The 17,198-nt window shown below is 68.9% G+C and carries 13 protein-coding genes; 12 read left to right on the top strand and 1 reads right to left on the bottom strand.

Annotation, left to right across the window (positions count from 1 at the left end):
- Positions 1 to 143 precede the first annotated feature (143 nt).
- The 8 genes from MED01_RS02080 to MED01_RS02115 all read left to right on the top strand — a co-directional run bounded on the left by MED01_RS02080 (position 144) and on the right by MED01_RS02115 (position 8,197).
- Positions 144 to 1,406, top strand: coding sequence for an ABC transporter substrate-binding protein (locus MED01_RS02080; protein WP_238666849.1), 1,263 nt, complete (start codon positions 144 to 146; stop codon positions 1,404 to 1,406).
- 4 nt (positions 1,407 to 1,410) lie between these two features.
- The gene (locus MED01_RS02085; protein ID WP_238666850.1) at positions 1,411 to 2,391 is read left to right on the top strand and encodes a carbohydrate ABC transporter permease; all 981 of its coding nucleotides are present in this window, start codon (positions 1,411 to 1,413) and stop codon (positions 2,389 to 2,391) included.
- A complete protein-coding gene (locus MED01_RS02090) occupies positions 2,391 to 3,218 on the top strand; it encodes a carbohydrate ABC transporter permease (RefSeq protein ID WP_238666851.1) in 828 nt (275 codons plus the stop codon). The genes MED01_RS02085 and MED01_RS02090 overlap by 1 nt, the downstream gene beginning before the upstream one ends.
- 1 nt (position 3,219) lies before the next feature.
- A complete protein-coding gene (locus MED01_RS02095; RefSeq protein ID WP_238666852.1) occupies positions 3,220 to 4,443 on the top strand; it encodes a mandelate racemase/muconate lactonizing enzyme family protein in 1,224 nt (407 codons plus the stop codon).
- Positions 4,444 to 4,549: 106 nt separating this feature from the next.
- Positions 4,550 to 5,575 carry a zinc-dependent alcohol dehydrogenase gene (locus tag MED01_RS02100; protein ID WP_238666853.1) on the top strand — a complete coding sequence of 342 codons (1,026 nt, stop codon included), beginning with the start codon at positions 4,550 to 4,552 and terminating at the stop codon, positions 5,573 to 5,575.
- Positions 5,572 to 6,333, top strand: a complete 762-nt coding sequence (locus MED01_RS02105) for an SDR family NAD(P)-dependent oxidoreductase (protein ID WP_238666854.1) — start codon at positions 5,572 to 5,574, stop codon at positions 6,331 to 6,333. Before MED01_RS02100 ends, MED01_RS02105 begins: the two co-directional genes overlap by 4 nt.
- Positions 6,330 to 7,208: an amidohydrolase family protein gene (locus MED01_RS02110; protein WP_238666855.1), complete on the top strand. Its 879-nt coding sequence runs from the start codon at positions 6,330 to 6,332 to the stop codon at positions 7,206 to 7,208. Before MED01_RS02105 ends, MED01_RS02110 begins: the two co-directional genes overlap by 4 nt.
- Positions 7,205 to 8,197: an aldo/keto reductase gene (locus MED01_RS02115; protein WP_238666856.1), complete on the top strand. Its 993-nt coding sequence runs from the start codon at positions 7,205 to 7,207 to the stop codon at positions 8,195 to 8,197. Before MED01_RS02110 ends, MED01_RS02115 begins: the two co-directional genes overlap by 4 nt.
- Positions 8,198 to 8,285: 88 nt before the next feature.
- Here the strand turns inward: MED01_RS02115 and MED01_RS02120 are convergent, their stop codons facing one another.
- The gene (locus MED01_RS02120) at positions 8,286 to 11,834 is read right to left on the bottom strand and encodes a ThuA domain-containing protein (RefSeq protein ID WP_238666857.1); all 3,549 of its coding nucleotides are present in this window, start codon (positions 11,832 to 11,834) and stop codon (positions 8,286 to 8,288) included.
- Positions 11,835 to 12,342: 508 nt separating this feature from the next.
- Between MED01_RS02120 and MED01_RS02125 the strand changes: the two genes are divergently transcribed.
- From MED01_RS02125 to MED01_RS02140, 4 genes are all read left to right on the top strand, one after another.
- Complete coding sequence (locus tag MED01_RS02125; RefSeq protein ID WP_238666858.1) at positions 12,343 to 13,869, top strand: sugar ABC transporter ATP-binding protein; 1,527 nt, start codon at positions 12,343 to 12,345, stop codon at positions 13,867 to 13,869.
- 173 nt (positions 13,870 to 14,042) lie between these two features.
- A complete protein-coding gene (locus MED01_RS02130) occupies positions 14,043 to 15,014 on the top strand; it encodes an ABC transporter permease (RefSeq protein WP_238666859.1) in 972 nt (323 codons plus the stop codon).
- A 2-nt stretch (positions 15,015 to 15,016) separates the two neighbouring features.
- Positions 15,017 to 16,000 carry an ABC transporter permease gene (locus tag MED01_RS02135; RefSeq protein WP_238666860.1) on the top strand — a complete coding sequence of 328 codons (984 nt, stop codon included), beginning with the start codon at positions 15,017 to 15,019 and terminating at the stop codon, positions 15,998 to 16,000.
- Positions 16,001 to 16,013: 13 nt separating this feature from the next.
- Complete coding sequence (locus MED01_RS02140) at positions 16,014 to 17,198, top strand: substrate-binding domain-containing protein (RefSeq protein ID WP_238666861.1); 1,185 nt, start codon at positions 16,014 to 16,016, stop codon at positions 17,196 to 17,198.

The following is a 17,198-nucleotide window of genomic DNA, read 5'->3' on the forward strand; positions in this document are numbered from 1 at the left end:
CCCTCCGAATGGCTCGCCGTGGCACGACGTCTGGGTCAGTGTACGGCCGACTGTTGACGTCACACGTCATACGAGTTACCTTCCGGTCAACATTTGGCTCGCGGGACACCCGCCGGCCACCCCCCATATAGAGGTGACAATCGATGAGACAGCGCGCAATATGGTCGGCCGTCCTCGTTGTGGGCCTGGCCCTGGCCGGTTGTGGAAGTGCTAGCGATTCGGGCAAGTCAACCAGCTCGGACGGCAAGTTGGTCGTGTGGGACTGGAAGTCCGGCGAGCCGTTCGCCAAATCCTATCTGGACAAGGCCAAGGCTGACTTCAAGAAGAAGCACCCTGACGTCGAGGTTGAGTTCGTCGCACAGCCCTTCGACCAGTACTACACGCTGCTCGGTGCGGCGATCCAGTCCGGCAAGGGCCCGGACGTCATGATGTTCAACGGCGGCGGACAGATCCGCGACCGGGTGGACGCGCTGGTGCCGATCACCGAGTACGTGGCCGAGGACAAGCAGCGGCTGGCCGGCTGGGAGGCGTTCAGCAAGGACGGCAAGATCTACGCCACCCCGGTGACGCTGCAGGGCTACCCGATCTACTACAACAAGACGATCTACCAGAAGGCGAACCTCGACCCGGCGAGCCCGGCCACCACGTGGGACAAGTTCGTCGCCGACTGCGACGCCATCGCCAAGGCCGGCTCCAAGTGCTTCGCCCTCGGCAACAAGGAAGGTGTCGGCATCCAGTTCTGGATGTCGAGCATGGGCTCGACCACCCTCACCGCCGCCGAGTACGACGCCTGGATCGCCGGCAAGCGCGACTGGAACTCGCCGAACGTCAAGCGGCTCTTCCAGCTCTGGAAGGAGACCGGCGACAAGAAGATGAACAGCGACGGGGCCAACTCGACCGCCATGTTCAACGACTCCTTCGCGTACTTCCAGTCCGGTAAGGCCGCCCACGTCATGGGTCTGATGTCGGACGTCGGGCACTGGCAGGACTTCAACGAGTTCCTGACCCCGGAGAAGCTCGGCGTCATGAAGGCCCCCGTCGTCACCGCCGGCACCACGCCGAGCCTCCCGTACGACGGTGGCATCGGGTACGCGGTCGCCAAGTGGACGAAGGACCCGAAGATGGCCGCCGACCTGGCGCGCTCCCTGAGCTCGGCCGACGCGTTGAAGTCCTTCTACGCCGACGCCGGCGCGATCGCCGCCGACACCACCATCGACGTGTCGCAGGCCGGGCCGGCCGTCGCCACGATCGTGGGCGAGCTGAAGAGCGGCAAGCCCGCTCTGCACGTGGCGCTCTCCTCGAAGACGATCGACCTGATGGGGCGCCTCTCCCAGCAGCTGCTCAGCGGTTCGATCACCGTCGACGAGGTGGTGAAGCAGTTGGCCGCTTCCGACCAGGCGGGCTGACCTCGTGCCGATCGGAAACACGCAACCGTCGGTCCGTCCGGCTTCGGCCGGACGGGCCGGCGGGGCGGCGGTCTCCCCCGCCGCGCATCGGAGTGGCGCACGACCCCGTCGCACCCGTGGCGGCCTTCGCGCCGAGCGCTACGCCCCCTACATCCTGGTCCTCCCGGCCGTCCTGATCATCGTGCTGCTGCGGCTCTACCCGCTGCTGCTGGGCGTCAACTTCTCCTTCACCGGTGACGGCGCGCAGAACGGGACCTCGGTCGGATTCGGCAACTACCGCGAGCTGTTCGGAGATCCGCTGTTCCGGACCGCGCTGAGCAACGTCGGGCTGTTGGTGCTGTTGCTGCCGGTGGCGGTGGCGATTCCCGGTCTGCTCGCGACGTTCATCTACCTTCGGGTGCCCGGCCACCGCTTCTACCGCAGCGTCTACTTCTTTCCCGCCGTGCTCTCGCCGGTCATCGTCGGGGCGATCTTCAACCTGCTGCTCGCCTTCGACGGCCCGCTCAACGCCGTGCTCGGGTCGTTCGGTGTCGGTCCGGTGGACTGGCTCGGGGACCCGGACATCGCGATGTTCATGGTGGTGGGAGTGCACATCTGGGCCACCTTCGGGATGGCGCTGGTGGTGTTCCTCGCCGGCTTCGCCACGCTGGACGCCGCGCTCCTGGACGCGGCCCGGGTGGACGGGGCGTCGCTGCGCCAGGTCGTCTGGCACGTGATCATCCCGAGCCTCGCCCGGACCATCCAGTTCGTCTTCGTGACCACGATGATCGGGATGCTGACCTCGATGTTCGGGCTGCTCTTCGTGATGACCAGCGGTGGGCCGGAGGGCTCGACGTACCTGCCGGAGTACTACATCTGGATCCAGCAGGGTCAGATGAACCGTCCGGCTCTCGCGTCTGCGGCCTCGACGATCCTCTTCATGATCATGCTCGTCGTGGGGCTGTTGCAGATCAAGTTGCTCGAACGATCCGGAAAGGAGGATTGATGTCTCGCCTCCGCCTGGGACGGTGGCTGATCGCCATCCCCATGTCGCTGCTCGCCCTGGCGACGATCTACCCCCTGCTGTTCACCGCCAACGTCGCGATGAAGACGCGGCGTGACTACATCCTCGACCGGTTCGGCCTGACCGACACGCTGCGCTGGGAGAACATCAGCACGGCGTGGACCAGCGTCGGTATGGGCCGCTACTTCGTCAACTCGCTGTTCGTGGTGACGGTGTCGGTGCTCCTGCTCCTGCTGTTCGGCTCGATGGCCGGCTTCGCCCTGAGTCAACTGCGGTTCCGCGGCTCGTCGGCGTTGTTCCTGGGTTGCCTGGCGGGGCTCTTCATCCCGTTCCAGGTGATCATGGTGCCGCTCGCGCGGATCATGGCCGACACCGCGCTCATCGACACGTACCCGGGCCTGATCCTGGTCTATGTGGCCCAGTTCCTGCCCTTCACCGTCTTTCTCATGACGAGCTACTACAAGGGCATTCCGCCGGAGATCGTCGACGCCGCGCGGATCGACGGCAGCACGGTGTACGGCGTGTACCGCCGGATCATGCTGCCGCTGGGCACTCCGGCGCTGCTGTCGGTCGGCATCCTCAACGCCCTGTTCTGCTGGAACGACGTCCTCATGGCGCTGGTGATGATGCCCTCGGCCGATCACCGGACGCTCATGATCGGGGTGACCTCGCTGCGCGGGCAGTACTCCGACAACATCCCCACGTTCGCCTCCGGGGTGCTGATCGCCGCGATACCCGTCCTGTTGGTTTACCTGTTCCTCCAGCGCCAAATTGCCGACGGCGTAGCCGCCGGTTCCACGAAGGGTTAACATGCGGATCACGGGATATCGGACGCTCTCCACGGTCCAGGAATGGGGCCGACCGGTCGGCGACGCCAACGGTGTGTTCGCCGACGGGGTGGTCCCGGTCTCGATCGTCATCGTCGACACCGACGAGGGCATCTCGGGAGTGGGCCTCGGGCCGCACGTCGAGATCGAGCGGATCTTCCCAGCCATCGAGGGCGAAGACCCCCGTGCCGTGACGTCCCTGTACGACCGCATGTTGCGGCACACCTTCAAGGCCGGCCACGCCGGGCCGGTGTTCGGCACCATCGGCGCTCTGGACACCGCACTCTGGGACATCAAGGCGCAGGCCGCCGGCGAACCGCTGTGGCGGCTGCTGGGCGGACGGGACCGGCGGGTGACCGCCTACGCGTCCGGTCTGGACATCGGGCTCACCGACGACGAACTCGTCGCGGAGTACGAGGTCTACGCGAGCCACGGCCTGCGGGCCGCCAAGCTCAAGGGCGGCCTCGACATCGAGCGCGATCGGCACCGCCTGAGTCTGGTCAGGGAGGTCCTGACCGAGGCCGGGCACGGCCGGCGGCCGGGCCTGATGCTCGACGTCAACGAGGCGTGGACCCGCAAGCAGGCCGTCCGGCACGTCTGCGAGCTGGAACGCACCCTGGACCTCATCTGGATCGAGGAGCCGGTCCGACGCTGGGACGCCGAGGGTCTGGCCGCGGTCAGCCGAGGCGTGTCCGCGTCGGTCGCCACCGGTGAGAATCTGACCGGGCTCGAACAGTACCGTCCGCTGATCGCGGCGGGCGCGGTCGACATCGTCCAGATGGCGGCCGTCTGGGGGGTCACCCACTTCCTGCGGGCGTCTGCGCTGGCCCACGCCCACGACCTGCCGGTCAGCCCGATCGGCAACAGCCCGGTCGGGCTGCTGCACGCCGCGACCTCGGTGCCGAACCACCTGACCAGCGAGTTGCAGGACCTGCACACACCAGTTGGTGTCTCCATCGACCTGCACGTCGAGGATGGCGCCTTCATCCTCGGCGACGCACCCGGGCTCGGGGTCCGGGTGGACGAGGAGCGGATCCGGGCGGTCAACCGCCGCCCGCAGGCGCAGATGGCCGACAGCCCCAATGTTCGGCCGGAGCGGGCCGGACGTCGGCTGCTGGCCGGAGTCGACGGGGTGATCCCCACCCGCCAGGTGCCTGTCGTGGCGCTGAACTCCCGCAACGAGGTGTCGCCGACCGTACGGCACTGAGCTGACCATTGGAACAGGAAGGGCGTGGGTGCATCGCGACGGCGGTGCACCCACGACCATGCCCGGTCGGCACGACCGACGTACCGACCGTCGAGACGGAGGAACGATGAAGGCAGTCGTCTACCGGGGAGCGCGAGACCTCGGAATCGAGAACCGCGACCCGGAGCCACCGGGCCCCGGCCAGGTACGGATCGAGGTGGCGTACACCGGGATCTGCGGTACGGATCTGCACATCTACCACGGGGACATGGACGCCCGGGTCGGTGACTCCGCGATCATCGGGCACGAGATGTCCGGTCGGATCGCGGCCGTCGGCGAGGGCGTGACCGGCTGGGACTTCGGTCAGGCCGTCACCGTGATGCCGACCCGACCCTGCGGACGGTGCGCCGCCTGCCAGCGGGGCAACTCCCACGTCTGCCACGCCATGAACTTCCTCGGCATCGACTCACCGGGTGCCATGCAGTCCTCCTGGACCGTGCCGGTGGAGCTGGTTCTGCCGCTTCCGGAGGAACTGCCCCTCGACCACGCGGCGCTCGTCGAGCCGGTGGCGGTGGCCGTGCACGACGTACGCCGGGGGAACGTGAGCGCCGACGACCAGGTGGTGGTGGTCGGTGGTGGACCGGTCGGCGTCCTGATCGCCACCGTCGCGCGGGGCCGTGGAGCGCGGGTGCTCCTCGTCGAGCCGGACCCGTTCCGACGCGAGGTTGCCGAGGGGATCGGGATCGAGGCCGTCGATCCGCGAGCGACCGACGTGGTGGCGCTGGTGAACGACCGTACCGATGGCGCGGGCGCCGACATCGCCTTCGAGGTGTCCGGCTCCCCGGCCGGCGTCACCACGGCGGTGGACGTCCTCACCACTCGCGGGCGGCTGGTCATGGTGGCGATCCACCCTCAGCCCCGGGAGGTCAACCTGCACCGGTTCTTCTGGCGTGAGCTGGAACTCCTGGGTGCCCGGCTGTATCAGCGCGACGACATGGTGGAGGCGATCCGGTTGGTCGCCTCGGGTGCGATCCCGGCACAGCAGCTGATCTCCCGGGTCGAGCCGGTCGAGGCGGCCAGCGCGGCCTTCGAGGCGCTGGAGGGTGGCGGCGTCATGAAGGTGCTGCTCGATGTGCGGGAGGGTAACAAGTGACGGCCCTGTTCGACCTGTCCGGTCAGACCGCTGTCGTGACCGGGGCCCGGCGTGGCATCGGCCTCGCCATGGCCGAGGCCCTGGCCCTGGCCGGCGCCGACATCGTGGGCGTTTCCGCCCAACTCGAAGCGGAGGGTAGCGAGGTCGAACGCCGGGTGCGCGCCACCGGCCGCCGGTTCACCGCGCTGCGGGCGGACCTCGGCGACCGGGCGGCAGTGCACCGGTTGGCCAGCGACATCACCGCCCTCGGGCCGGTCGACATCCTGGTGAACAACGGCGGCACGATCGCCCGGACCCCGGCCGCGGAGCACCCGGACGAGATGTGGGACCACGTGATCGAGGTGAACCTCAGCAGCCAGTTCATCCTCAGTCGGGAGATCGGCCGGACGATGGTCGAGCGCGGCCGAGGGAAGATCATCTTCACCGCGTCGCTGTTGAGTTTCCAGGGCGGCATCACCGTCCCCGGCTACGCCGCGTCGAAGTCGGGCGTGGCCGGCCTCACCAAGGCCTTGGCGAACGAGTGGGCGGCCCGCGGGGTGAACGTCAACGCCATCGCGCCCGGTTACATCGGCACCGACAACACCCAGGCGCTGCGTGACGACCCCGACCGCAACGAGGCGATCCTCGGCCGGATCCCGGCCGGCCGGTGGGGCCGGGCCGACGATCTCGGCGGCGCCACAGTGTTCCTGGCGTCGACAGCGTCGGACTACGTCAACGGCGTCGTGCTGCCCGTCGACGGCGGGTGGCTGGGCCGATGACTGGCGCACAGGAGCCCGGGCGCACCGGGATCGTCGACGCGCACCACCACCTCTGGGTCCGCGCCCGGCACCCGCAGCCGTGGATCGACCCGGTGACCATGGCGGCCATCGACGCCGACTTCGAACCCGCCGATCTCGCGCCGCCGGCCCGGGCCGCCGGGGTCACCGCGACAGTGGTGGTGCAGTCCGTCGCCTCCGACGCGGAGACGGTCGACCTGCTGGGGGTGGCGGCCGAGGACACAGTGGTCCGTGGGGTCGTCGGCTGGGTGGACCTGACCGCCGAGGACGTTGCGGACCGCCTCGACAGCCTGCGGGCAGCCCGAGGCGGGGAACGCCTCGTCGGCATCCGCCACCTCGTGCAGTCCGAGACCGACCCGGCGTACCTGGACCGTCCCGACGTCCGTCGGGGGATCGCGGCGGTGGGTGCCGCCGGCCTCGTCTTCGACCTGCTGGTACGCCAACACCAGCTCCCCATGGCCGCGCGTCTCACGCGCGACCTGCCCGAGGTGAGCTTCGTCCTCGACCACCTGGGCAAGCCCGCCCTCGGCAGCCCGGAGATGGCCGAGTGGAGGCGGGACCTGCTGTCGTTGGCCGCCTCACCCAACACGACGGCGAAGCTCTCCGGGCTGGTGACGGAGGTGCCGCTCGCGCACTGGACGCCGGCTGACCTTCAACCCGCCGTCGAGGACGCCCTCGACGCGTTCGGGCCGGACCGACTGATGTTCGGCTCGGACTGGCCGGTCTGTCTGCTCGCCAGTTCGTACCAGCGGTGGGTCGACACCCTGGCGGAGCTGCTGGAGGGCCAGGACGGTCCCGGCCGGGCGTCGGTCTGGGGCGGGACGGCACGCCGCGTCTACGGGCTGGGGCCCTCATGATGGCGCGCGCACTGCCGCGCCGCCCGCAGCTACGGCTCACCGAGCTGGGCTTCGGCGCGGCCCAGGGGGGCAACCTGTACCGGACGACGACGGACGAGGAGTTCGCCTCGGCGGTCGACGCCGCGTGGGAGGCGGGCCTCCGGTACTTCGACACCGCGCCGCACTACGGTCTCGGGCTGTCCGAGCGCCGCCTCGGTGCCGCGCTGCGCCAACGGCCGCGCGACGAGTACGTGGTGTCGACCAAGGTCGGGCGACTCCTGGTGCCGACGCCTCAGGACGCGCACCGGCGCGACTCCGACGGGTTCGACGTGCCAGCGACCCACCGGCGGGTGTGGGACTTCAGCCGCGACGGCGTGCTCCGCTCCATCGAGGCCAGCCTGGAGCGGACCGGGCTGGACCGGATCGACATCGTCTACCTGCACGACCCGGACGACCACTGGGAGCAGGCCGCGCACGAGGCCGTACCCGCCCTGATCGACCTGCGGGACCAGGGCGTCGTGGGTGCCATCGGCGCCGGCATGAACCAGTCGGCGATGCTGGCGCGGTTCGTCCGGGAGACCGACGTCGACGTGATGATGTGCGCCGGGCGGTACACCCTGCTCGAACAGGGCGCGGCCACAGACCTGCTGCCGGCCGCCGAGAACCGGGGGGTGGGCGTGGTCATCGCGGGCGTCTACAACTCGGGGCTGCTCTCGCGGGACCGGCCGCCGGCCGACGCCGTCTACAACTACCAGCAGGCCCCGGCGGCGCTGATCGAGCGGGCGCGGCGCATCGCCACCGTCTGCGAGACGTACGGGGTGACCCTGCCGCAGGCGGCCCTCGCCTTCGTCCGCCGGCACCCGGCCGTGGTGTCGACGGTGGTCGGCGTCCGCGACGAGGCACAGGCGGTCGAGACGGTGCGACGCTCCGGGATCGTCGTGCCGGAGGAGCTGTGGGACGACCTGGCGGCGGCCGGGCTGCTCGCCGCGCCGCCCGGTCAGCCTGCCTGATCGACGACGACGTCCCGGCCGGGACCGGCTCCGACTTCCGGACACCGGTCCCGACCGGGACGTCATCTGTTACCGCGACAGCCGCAGATCAGAGTGCGGTGAAGCGCCACTGCTGGTTGGCCGCGTTGCTGCAGGTCCACTGCAACACCCGGGCGCCGTCGGCCGTGGAAGCACCGTTGACGTCCAGGCAGAGCCCGCTCAGCACACTCTTCACCGTGTACACGCCGGAGGTTCCCGTCGCGGTGGCGGTGAACTTCTGCTGGTTGCCGTTGTTGCAGGTGGCCTGCTGGAGGAAGGCACCCGCCGTGGTCGAACTGCCGACCACCTCGACGCACTTGCCGCTGTGCACCGCCTTGAGGTAGAGCGCGCCGTTACCGGCGTCGACGGCCTGCCACCGCTGGTTGTTGCCGCCGGTCGACGCCCACTGGGTGATCTGGGCGCCGTCGGCGGTGGAGACCCCGCTGACGTCCATCAGCTTGTTGCTGTGCTGCGCGGTGACCGTGTAGGTCTTGCCCGCCAACCCGGTGCCGGTGCCGGTGCCGGGTGTCCCGACGCCGTTCCCGCCGAAGGTGTGCGAGTCCAGGTCGAACGAGTTGTTGGCGTTCTTGAACACCATGTAGAGCGTCTGTGCCCCACTGCTGGCGGCGACGCTCACCGGTGTCGTGGACTGGTAGTTGTCCCAGCCACCGGTACTGGGCACCGTGGTGGTGGCCAGCAGCGTCCCGGTCGGCGAGCCGGACCGCAGTTCGATCGAACCGCCGCCGGAGGGCGACGACACCCGGTAGCTCACTGTGGAGATACCGGACAGGTTCATCGGGCTGAACGCGATCCAGTCGTTCGAGGAGATGTCACCGATGCGCTTGGTGCTCTCCGCCGCGGCCTGGTCGATGACCCGGATGCCGGACTGGCTGCTGAAGTACTCGGACTGCTTGTGCTTCGGCTGCAGGATCGCTTGTGCGGTGCCGGTGAGCGGGGACCCGCCGCCCGAGCCGCCGTTGTCGGTGTACCGCGCGTTCAGCACGTAGAACAGGTTGGCGCCATCGGGGTGCCCGCCGAGCAGGTCGGTGGAGATGGTGCCCGAGCAGCCCGGATACTCGGTGGTCTCGTGCGCGTGGTCGTCGTGACCCAGCGCCGGGTTGAGGAACACCTTCGAGCAGTCGACCGTTCCGCCGTCCGGATCGGTCACGGTGATCTGGTACGACACCTTGTCACCGAAGGTCAGCATGCCGCCGTTGCCCGGTGTGGTGATGGTGACCACCGGGGCGCTGTTGCCGACGGTGATCGGCACGTTGGCGAAGCCGGTCTTGCCGGTGCTGTCGGTGACCTTCAACTGGGCGGTGTAGTTGCCGTTGGAGGTGTACACCTTCGACGGGTTGGCCGCCGTCGAGGTGGTGCCGTCGCCGAACGTCCACAGGTAGCTCAGCGTGTTGCCGTCCGGGTCGGACGTGCCAGCGCTGCTGAACTGGACCGTCAGCGGCGCGCTGCCGCTGGTGGGCGTGCCGGTGGCCTTGACGATCGGGGACCGGCCGCCCTGGATGTAGTCGATCCGGTAGAGCCCGGAGTCGCTGTTGCCGCCGCCGAAGTTGGTGCCCCACTCCAGCAGGTAGAGCGAACCGTCCTTGCCGAACTCCATGTCCATCGGCTTGTTGAAGCCAGTGCCGGACAGGAACGGGTTGGTGCGGGTGACCGCCGAGGAGGAGTCGAAGTGCACCTCCTTGATGTAGTTGCGCGCCCACTCGTAGAAGAAGTGCACCCCGTCGTAGTAGGGCGGGAACTTCGTCGCGGACGGGTTCGACGCGTCGTACCGGTAGACCGGGCCGCCCATCGGCGCCGAGCCGCCGGAGCCGAGCTCCGGGAACGTCGTCGAGGCCGGGTAGCCGTACCAGATGTTCGGCATGACGACCGGCTTCAGGCTGGTCAGACCGGTGTTGTTCGGCGAGTTGTTGACCGGTGCCGAGCAGTTGAACTTCGCGCCGACCACGCCGGTGTCCGGGTTGTACGGCGCGTACGGCTGGTTGTTGCCGTGGCAGAACGGCCAGCCGTAGTTGCCGGGCGTCTTGATGACGTTCAGCTCGACCAGGCCCTCCGGACCCCGGTTGGTGGTGGGCGGGTTGCGGTCCGGCCCGTAGTCGGCCAGGTAGACCCAGCCGTTGGCCGGGTCGATCGAAAAGCGGAACGGGTTGCGGAAGCCCATCGCGTAGATTTCCGGCTTGGTCTGGGCCGTGCCCTGCGGGTAGAGGTTGCCGCTCGGGATGGTGTAGCTGCCGCTGGCCCCGGGCCGGATGCGCAGCAGCTTGCCGCGCAGGTCGTTCGTGTTACCCGCGCTGCGGGCGGCGTCCAGGTTGGACTTGCCCGAGCGCCAGTCCAGCGGGGCGTAGCCCTGCCAGTTGGGGTCGAGGTTCGGCGGCGTGTCGTCGCCGGTGCCGATGTAGAGGTTGCCGTCCGGACCGAACTTGATGTAGCCGCCGGTGTGGCCGGGCTCGGGGAACGTCCGGTCCCGGTACGCCGGGATGTCGATGATCGTCACACCGCTCGACGTGTTCAGCGTGTCACCGCTGACCGTGTAACGGGAGACCCGGTTGACGTCGGTGCTGCTGCTCGCCGGCGAGTGGTACAGGTAGATGTACCCGTTCGTGGCGAAGTTGGGGTCCAACGCCATGCCGGTGAGGCCGTCCTCGCCACCGGTGTAGACGCTGAGGGTGCCGGCGGTGACGGTGCTGTTGGTGGAGGGCTTGAAGATCTTCACCTGGCCGCCGCGCTGGACGTAGAAGACGCGGCCGTCCGGGGCCACGCCCATCGCCATCGGGTCGACGGTGTTGTCGTCGAGGGTGCGCTTCTCGAAGTTGCCCCACACGGTGCCGCCGCAGTCTCCGGCGGCGTTACCGGCCGCCCACTTGATGCCGCCGAGCACGTGGTTCTGGAAGTTCGCCTCGCTGTAGGAGGCGATAGCGTGGCCCATCGCCGTGGCCCACACCCGCCCGCCGCCGGTGTCGCGGCACCAGGAGATCGGGTGGTCGTTGCCCATCGCCCGGGATCCCGGGTTGTAGGTGCGCTCGTCGGCGGTCACCAGCACGTGCACCTTGCCGCGCGGGTTGGCGTCGAAGTTGTACCACTCCTCGCTGCGGGTCCACCGGTCCGGCAGGCTGGCCGTCGACGGGTGCTTCTTGTCGGCGACGATGGCGGTGCCCTGGAGCACGCCGGGGGAGTGCTCGGGCATGTGGGCGCCGGCGTTGATGGTCTGGTCCCACCACGGGTACTCGGACTCGATGCCCATGTCGAGGGCGTTGTGGATGGCTACGATGCCCTTGCCGCTGGCGAGGTAGCCCTCCACCGCCTGGCGCTGCGCCGCCGAGGTCCAGACCATGCCGGAGGTCTGGAGCATGACGATCACGTCGAAGGTCGCCAGGTTGGCGGCGGTGAAGACGCTCGAGTCCTCGGTCGCCACCATCTCGAAGTTGTTCGCGGAGGCCTGCTGCTGGAGCATGCTGATCCCAGCCGGGATCGAGTCGTGCCGGTAGCCGGTGGTCTTGCTGAACACCAGGGCCCGGAAGGCCGGGGCCGCCGAAGCGGGTGGAGCGAGTCCGAGCGCCAGCAACAGGCCGGCGATCACTGAGATGAGCAATGTGTTGCGACGCATGCCGTCTCCTAGGTTGGGCGGGCGTAGGGATTGCGACCACGGGGCCCTACCACGCGTCAGGTTGACCCTGGACACGTGCGGGGACACGGGCGCGCTGGTCTGTCCTCATGCCGTTCGCCGCAACGGCAGTCAGACCTGCGAGACGTCACACAGCGTGATGGTGGCTGTGGTTCTCGTCCCGTGGTCCACGAGGTCAGGATGAGCCAGAGATCGATGGCTGTCAATCAACAAAGTAACGTCCGACGTCCTGCCCGGTGAACGACGTCCGTGCTCGGCTCCCTTGCTGCGGCGCCGCCTGTCGATCCCGGCCCGACCTGGCAGTCGGACTTGATCGAGGATTGCGGACCCGCATCCAAACATCTATCTTCATACGTGTGATGTTTCGTCGGTGTCAAGGGAATGTTTGCACCGCAAGAACGTAAGTCGTGGTTGTTGCCACGAAAGCTTGATGTTCAGCGCCTTGAAGCCGCCGTAGTGTGGCATCCAAATATATCTATCATTACTGTCTGTGAGGGCCTTCGGGATGTCAGATCCGCCGCCGACGCCGCTTCTCACCCTTCGGGGCATCGGCAAGTCCTTCCTCGGAGTCCGCGTTCTCGATGGTGTCGACCTCGATGTCGCGCCGGGCGAGGTGCACGCCGTCGTCGGTGAGAACGGTGCCGGGAAGTCGACCCTCATGAAGATCGTCTCGGGCGGGCACGCCCCGGACGGCGGCACTGTCGAGTTCGCCGGTGCGACGCGTACGTTCCGTGGTCCACGCGACGCGCAGCGGGCCGGCATCGGCATCATCCACCAGGAGTTCAACCTTCTCCCGGAGCGCACCGTCGCGGAGAACGTCTACCTGGGGCACGAGCCGGTCCGACGCGGGCTCGTCGATCGTCGCGGAATGCTCGACCGCACCACGCGGCTGCTGGCCTCGATCGGTGAGACCACGTTGCCGGCCGACGCCCGGGTGGGGCAGTTGGGCGTCGCACAGCAGCAGGTCGTCGAGATCGCCAAGGCCCTCGCCCTGGACGCGCGGCTGCTCATCATGGACGAACCGACCGCCGCGCTCGCCGACCACGAGGTCGAGTTGCTCTACGGGCTGGTGCGCCGACTCCAGGAGCGGGGCATCGGTTTGCTGTACGTCTCGCACCGGCTCGCCGAGGTCTTCGACCTGTCCGGTCGGATCACAGTGCTCAAGGACGGCCGCCGGGTCACCACTGTGGACACCGCGAGCACCACCGCAGACGAGTTGGTGCGGCACATGGTCGGCCGGGAACTGTCCAGCTACTACCCGGACCGGGCCGCTCCCGAGGACCGGGGCCCGGTGCGGCTCAACCTCCGCGACGCTGGCAACCGGAAGCTGCGCGACGTCAACCTCCAGTTGCGCGCCGGTGAGGTGCTCGGCATCGGCGGCCTCCAGGGCTCCGGACGCTCGGCGCTGGCCCGCGCGATCTTCGGGGTGTCGCCGTTCACGACCGGCGACGTCACGCTCGACGACCGGCCGGTCCGACTGCGCTCACCCCGCACCGCCATGCGGGCCGGCATCGCCTACGTCACCGAGGACCGCAAGGGCGAGGGGATCGTCCCCCGGCAGTCGGTACTGGACAACGCGCTGCTCGCCAGCCGGGCCGTCTTCGCCGCCCGGTCCGGCAGGGCCGCGAGGACCGCCCGCGTACGCGAGTTGCTGGCCGCCGTGGAGATCCGCGGCGCCGGCGACGACCAGGAGATCCGCTTTCTGTCCGGCGGCAACCAGCAGAAGGTCGTGCTGGCCCGATGGCTCGCGCTCAACCCGCGGATCCTGCTCTTCGACGAGCCGACCCGGGGCATCGACGTGGGCGCGAAGTCAGCCATTCACGACCTCGTCCGCCGCCTCGCTCGTGACGGCGCGGCCGTGCTGATGATCTCGTCCGATCTACCGGAGCTGCTGGGGATGAGTGACCGGATCGTCGTCATGCGGGACGGCCACGTCGCGGGCGAGCTGCCCGCCGGCGCGACCGAGGAGGAGGTCGTCGCGTTGGCGGTCGGCACCGTACGGGAGAAGGCCCAGTGAGCGCGAGGAGTGAGCCGGGTTTGCGAGCCCCGCAGTCGCGAAGCGAGGTGGCCCAGTGAGCGCGAGGAGTGAGTCGGGTTTGCGAGCCCCGCAGTCGCGAACCGAGGTGGCCCAGTGAGCGCGAGGAGTGAGTCGGGTTTGCGAGCCCCGCAGTCGCGAAGCGAGGTGGCCCAGTGAGCGCTCTGTCGCTGTTGCCGGCCCGGCGTTCGGTACCGGGCGTGTTCGTGGCCCTGACCCTGACCCTGGCGATCGGCTGGCTGGTCGTCCTGCTCGACGGTGGTCAGCTCTTCAACCAGTCGACGACTGTGAGCCTGCTGCACGTCGCCGCCGGCCTCGGGTTGGTCGCGGTGGGGCAGACCCTGGTCATCCTGGGGGGCTCGCTCGACCTATCGGTGGCGTACGTGATCAGCCTCAGCACCCTCGTCGCGGCCGAGACGATGAACGGCAGCGACGGCGCGGTGCTGCCGGCGATCGGCCTGGTGCTCGTCGTCAGCGCCGGTGTCGGGCTGCTCAACGGGCTCCTCGTGACCAGGTTCCGGGTCAACGCGTTCATCGCGACCCTCGGCGTCGGGCTGCTGCTCAAGGGCTACCTCGACAACGGCTACGACGGCCCGGCCGGCACCACGGCACCCTCGCTGGTGCAGGCGCTCGGTTACCAGCGCGTCGGGCCGGTGCCGGTGTCGTTCCTGCTGCTGATAGCTGTCACCGCGGCGGCCTGGTTCGCGCTCTCGCGGACCCGCTTCGGTCACCACCTGGTCGCCGTCGGCGGGGATCCGGAGGTGGCCCGGCTCTCCGGCGTCCGCAACGACCGGGTCCTCGTCACCGCCCACGTGCTGTGCTCGATGTGCGCGGGGCTCGCCGGCATCTACCTCGCCAGTCGGCTCGGCTCGGGCGCCCCGCGCGTCGGCACCGAGGGCCTCTACGACCTGGAGTCGATCGCCGCTGTGGTGATCGGCGGTACCGCCCTCGCCGGTGGGCGTGGCGGTGTCATCGGCACTGTCGGTGGCGTGGTGCTGCTGGCCAGCATCGACGCCATCTTCAACCAGCTTGAGGTCGACGCCTTCTTCAAGCAGGTGATCCGGGGCGTCATCATCATCGCCGCGGTCGCCGTCTACGCCCGCCGGGCCATGCGAAAGGCGGCCTAGCCATGCAGACCGTCCAGCCCCGTTCCCTGCCGCTGCGTCTGCCGCGGATGCGTCCCGGTGGTGTCCTGCCGATCCTCGCGATCCTCGCGGTGCTGTTGGTGCTCGTCGGCATCCGGCAGCCCGACTTCCTGGCCCCGCAGTCGCTGATGTCCTTCCTCGGTCGTTCGGCGCCGATCATCCTGCTCGCCGCCGGCCAGTACTTCGTGATCGTGTCCGGCGAGTTCGACCTCTCGGTCGGTTCCCTGGTCACCGCTCAGGTGGTGGTCGCCGCCCGGCTGATCGACAGCGACCCGTCGCGTACCTGGCCGGTGGTGCTGCTCCTGCTCGCCTTCGGGGCACTGGTCGGGTTGGTCAACGGTCTGATCACGACACGGCTGCGGGTGCCGTCGTTCATCACCACCCTCGGCATGTTCCTGATCCTCGTCGGCGCTGTCTACCTGTGGTCCGATGGCGCACCGAAGGGCGGGCTCTCCGAGGAGTTCCGACGGTTCGGCCGGCGGGCCTTCGAGGACGTGCCTTTGCTGGGCCGTGTGCCGTACGCGCTGCTGGTCCTGGTGGTCCTGGCGGTGGCGGCCGTGCTGCTGATGCGTTCCGACTTCGGCCGGACGCTGGTCGCCGTCGGCGACAACCCGCGCACCGCCGAGCTCAGCGGTGTACGCGTGTGGCGTACCCGGACCTTCGCCTTCATCCTCAGCGGGCTCGCGGCGGCGGTGGCGGCGATTCTGCTGGGCGGCTACAGCGGCGTGTCGTTCCAGGCCGGCGCGGGCCTGGAGTTCGGCGCGATCACCGCTGTCGTCCTCGGTGGGGTGGCCCTCGGCGGGGGTCGCGGCGCTGTCGTCGGGGCGATGCTCGGCGCGCTGACCCTCGAACTGCTGTTCGCCCTCATGAATTTCTACGGCGTCTCCGGCGCCCTCAGATCGACCGTCCAGGGCGGGATCATCCTGCTCGCGGTGGCGGTCTCGGCAACGCGTTCTTCTTCGAGATAAAGGGGAAACCATAGTGCGACGTTCCATGGCGGCGATTGCCGCTGTCACAGTGCTGTCCCTCGCCGCCTGTGCCACCGACGAGCCGGCCGCCGGCCCGTCGGGAAGTGCATCCGCCGCCACTGGCTCCGGCACCGGGGACCAGTCGAAGTTCTTCGTGCAGGCCGACTACGACGCCGAGTTGGCGCTGCTGGACGCGGCACCGACGGGCCCTGCCGACAAGCCGTGGGAGCAGGTGCTCAACCCCACGATGGTCGACACCGCCAAGTTCAAGAAGGCCGGTCCCCACAAGATCTGCTTCTCGAACGCGGCGCTGAACAACCCCTGGCGGCAGGTCGGCTTCAAGACCATGCAGGCAGAGGTCGAGGCGCAGAAGAGCCGGATCAAGGAGTTCGTGCACGTCGACGCCGAGGGCAAGGACCAGAAGCAGATCGCGGACATCAACGATCTGCTCGGTAAGGGCTGCGACGCGCTCATCGTCTCGCCGAACACCACCGCCACCCTCACCCCGGCCGTCGAGGCAGCCTGCAAGGCCGGGCTGCCGGTCGTCGTCTTCGACCGTGGGGTCGACACGAAGTGCCCGGTGACGTTCATCAACCCCATCGGCGGTTACGGGTTCGGCCACGTCGGGGCCGAGTTCGTCAGTCAGAAGATGAAGCCCGGCGGCAAGGTCCTCGCCCTGCGGATCCTGCCCGGCGTCGACGTCCTGGAGACCCGCTGGTCGGCGGCGAAGGTGGCGTTCGACAAGGCGAAGGTCGACGTCGTCGGTGTCGAGTTCACCGATGGTGACCCGGCCAAGACCAAGAAGATCGTCGACGACTACATCCAGCGGTACGGCACCATCGACGGGGTCTGGATGGACGCCGGAGCGGTGGCCGTCGCCGCGGTCGAGGCGTTCCAGGACGCGGGCAAGCCGGTTCCTCCGATGAACGGCGAGGACCAGCTCGACTTCCTGAAGATCTGGAAGGACAAGAAGCTCACGGCGATCGCGCCGACCTACCCGACCTACCAGTGGCGTACGCCGATCATCGCGGCGCTGCGGATCCTCGACGGTCAGCAGGTTTCCAACCCGTGGAAGCTGCCGCAGCCGACCGTCACCCAGGACAACCTCGACCAGTACCTCGACGCGGGCATGCCGCCGCTGCACTACGCAATGTGCGGCTGCACCGACCTGCCCGGTTACCCGCAGCGCTGGAAGTAG

Origin of the sequence: Micromonospora alfalfae (genome assembly GCF_022230925.1) — a bacterium.
Taxonomy (GTDB): Bacteria; Actinomycetota; Actinomycetes; order Mycobacteriales; family Micromonosporaceae; genus Micromonospora; species Micromonospora alfalfae.

Coding starts and splice junctions, on each gene's coding strand:
- MED01_RS02080 (WP_238666849.1), top strand. CDS start 144: ATGAGACAGCGCGCAATATGGTCGGCCGTCCTCGTTGTGGGCCTGGCC.
- MED01_RS02090 (WP_238666851.1), top strand. CDS start 2,391: ATGTCTCGCCTCCGCCTGGGACGGTGGCTGATCGCCATCCCCATGTCG.
- MED01_RS02095 (WP_238666852.1), top strand. CDS start 3,220: ATGCGGATCACGGGATATCGGACGCTCTCCACGGTCCAGGAATGGGGC.
- MED01_RS02100 (WP_238666853.1), top strand. CDS start 4,550: ATGAAGGCAGTCGTCTACCGGGGAGCGCGAGACCTCGGAATCGAGAAC.
- MED01_RS02110 (WP_238666855.1), top strand. CDS start 6,330: ATGACTGGCGCACAGGAGCCCGGGCGCACCGGGATCGTCGACGCGCAC.
- MED01_RS02115 (WP_238666856.1), top strand. CDS start 7,205: ATGATGGCGCGCGCACTGCCGCGCCGCCCGCAGCTACGGCTCACCGAG.
- MED01_RS02120 (WP_238666857.1), bottom strand. CDS start 11,834: ATGCGTCGCAACACATTGCTCATCTCAGTGATCGCCGGCCTGTTGCTG.
- MED01_RS02135 (WP_238666860.1), top strand. CDS start 15,017: ATGCAGACCGTCCAGCCCCGTTCCCTGCCGCTGCGTCTGCCGCGGATG.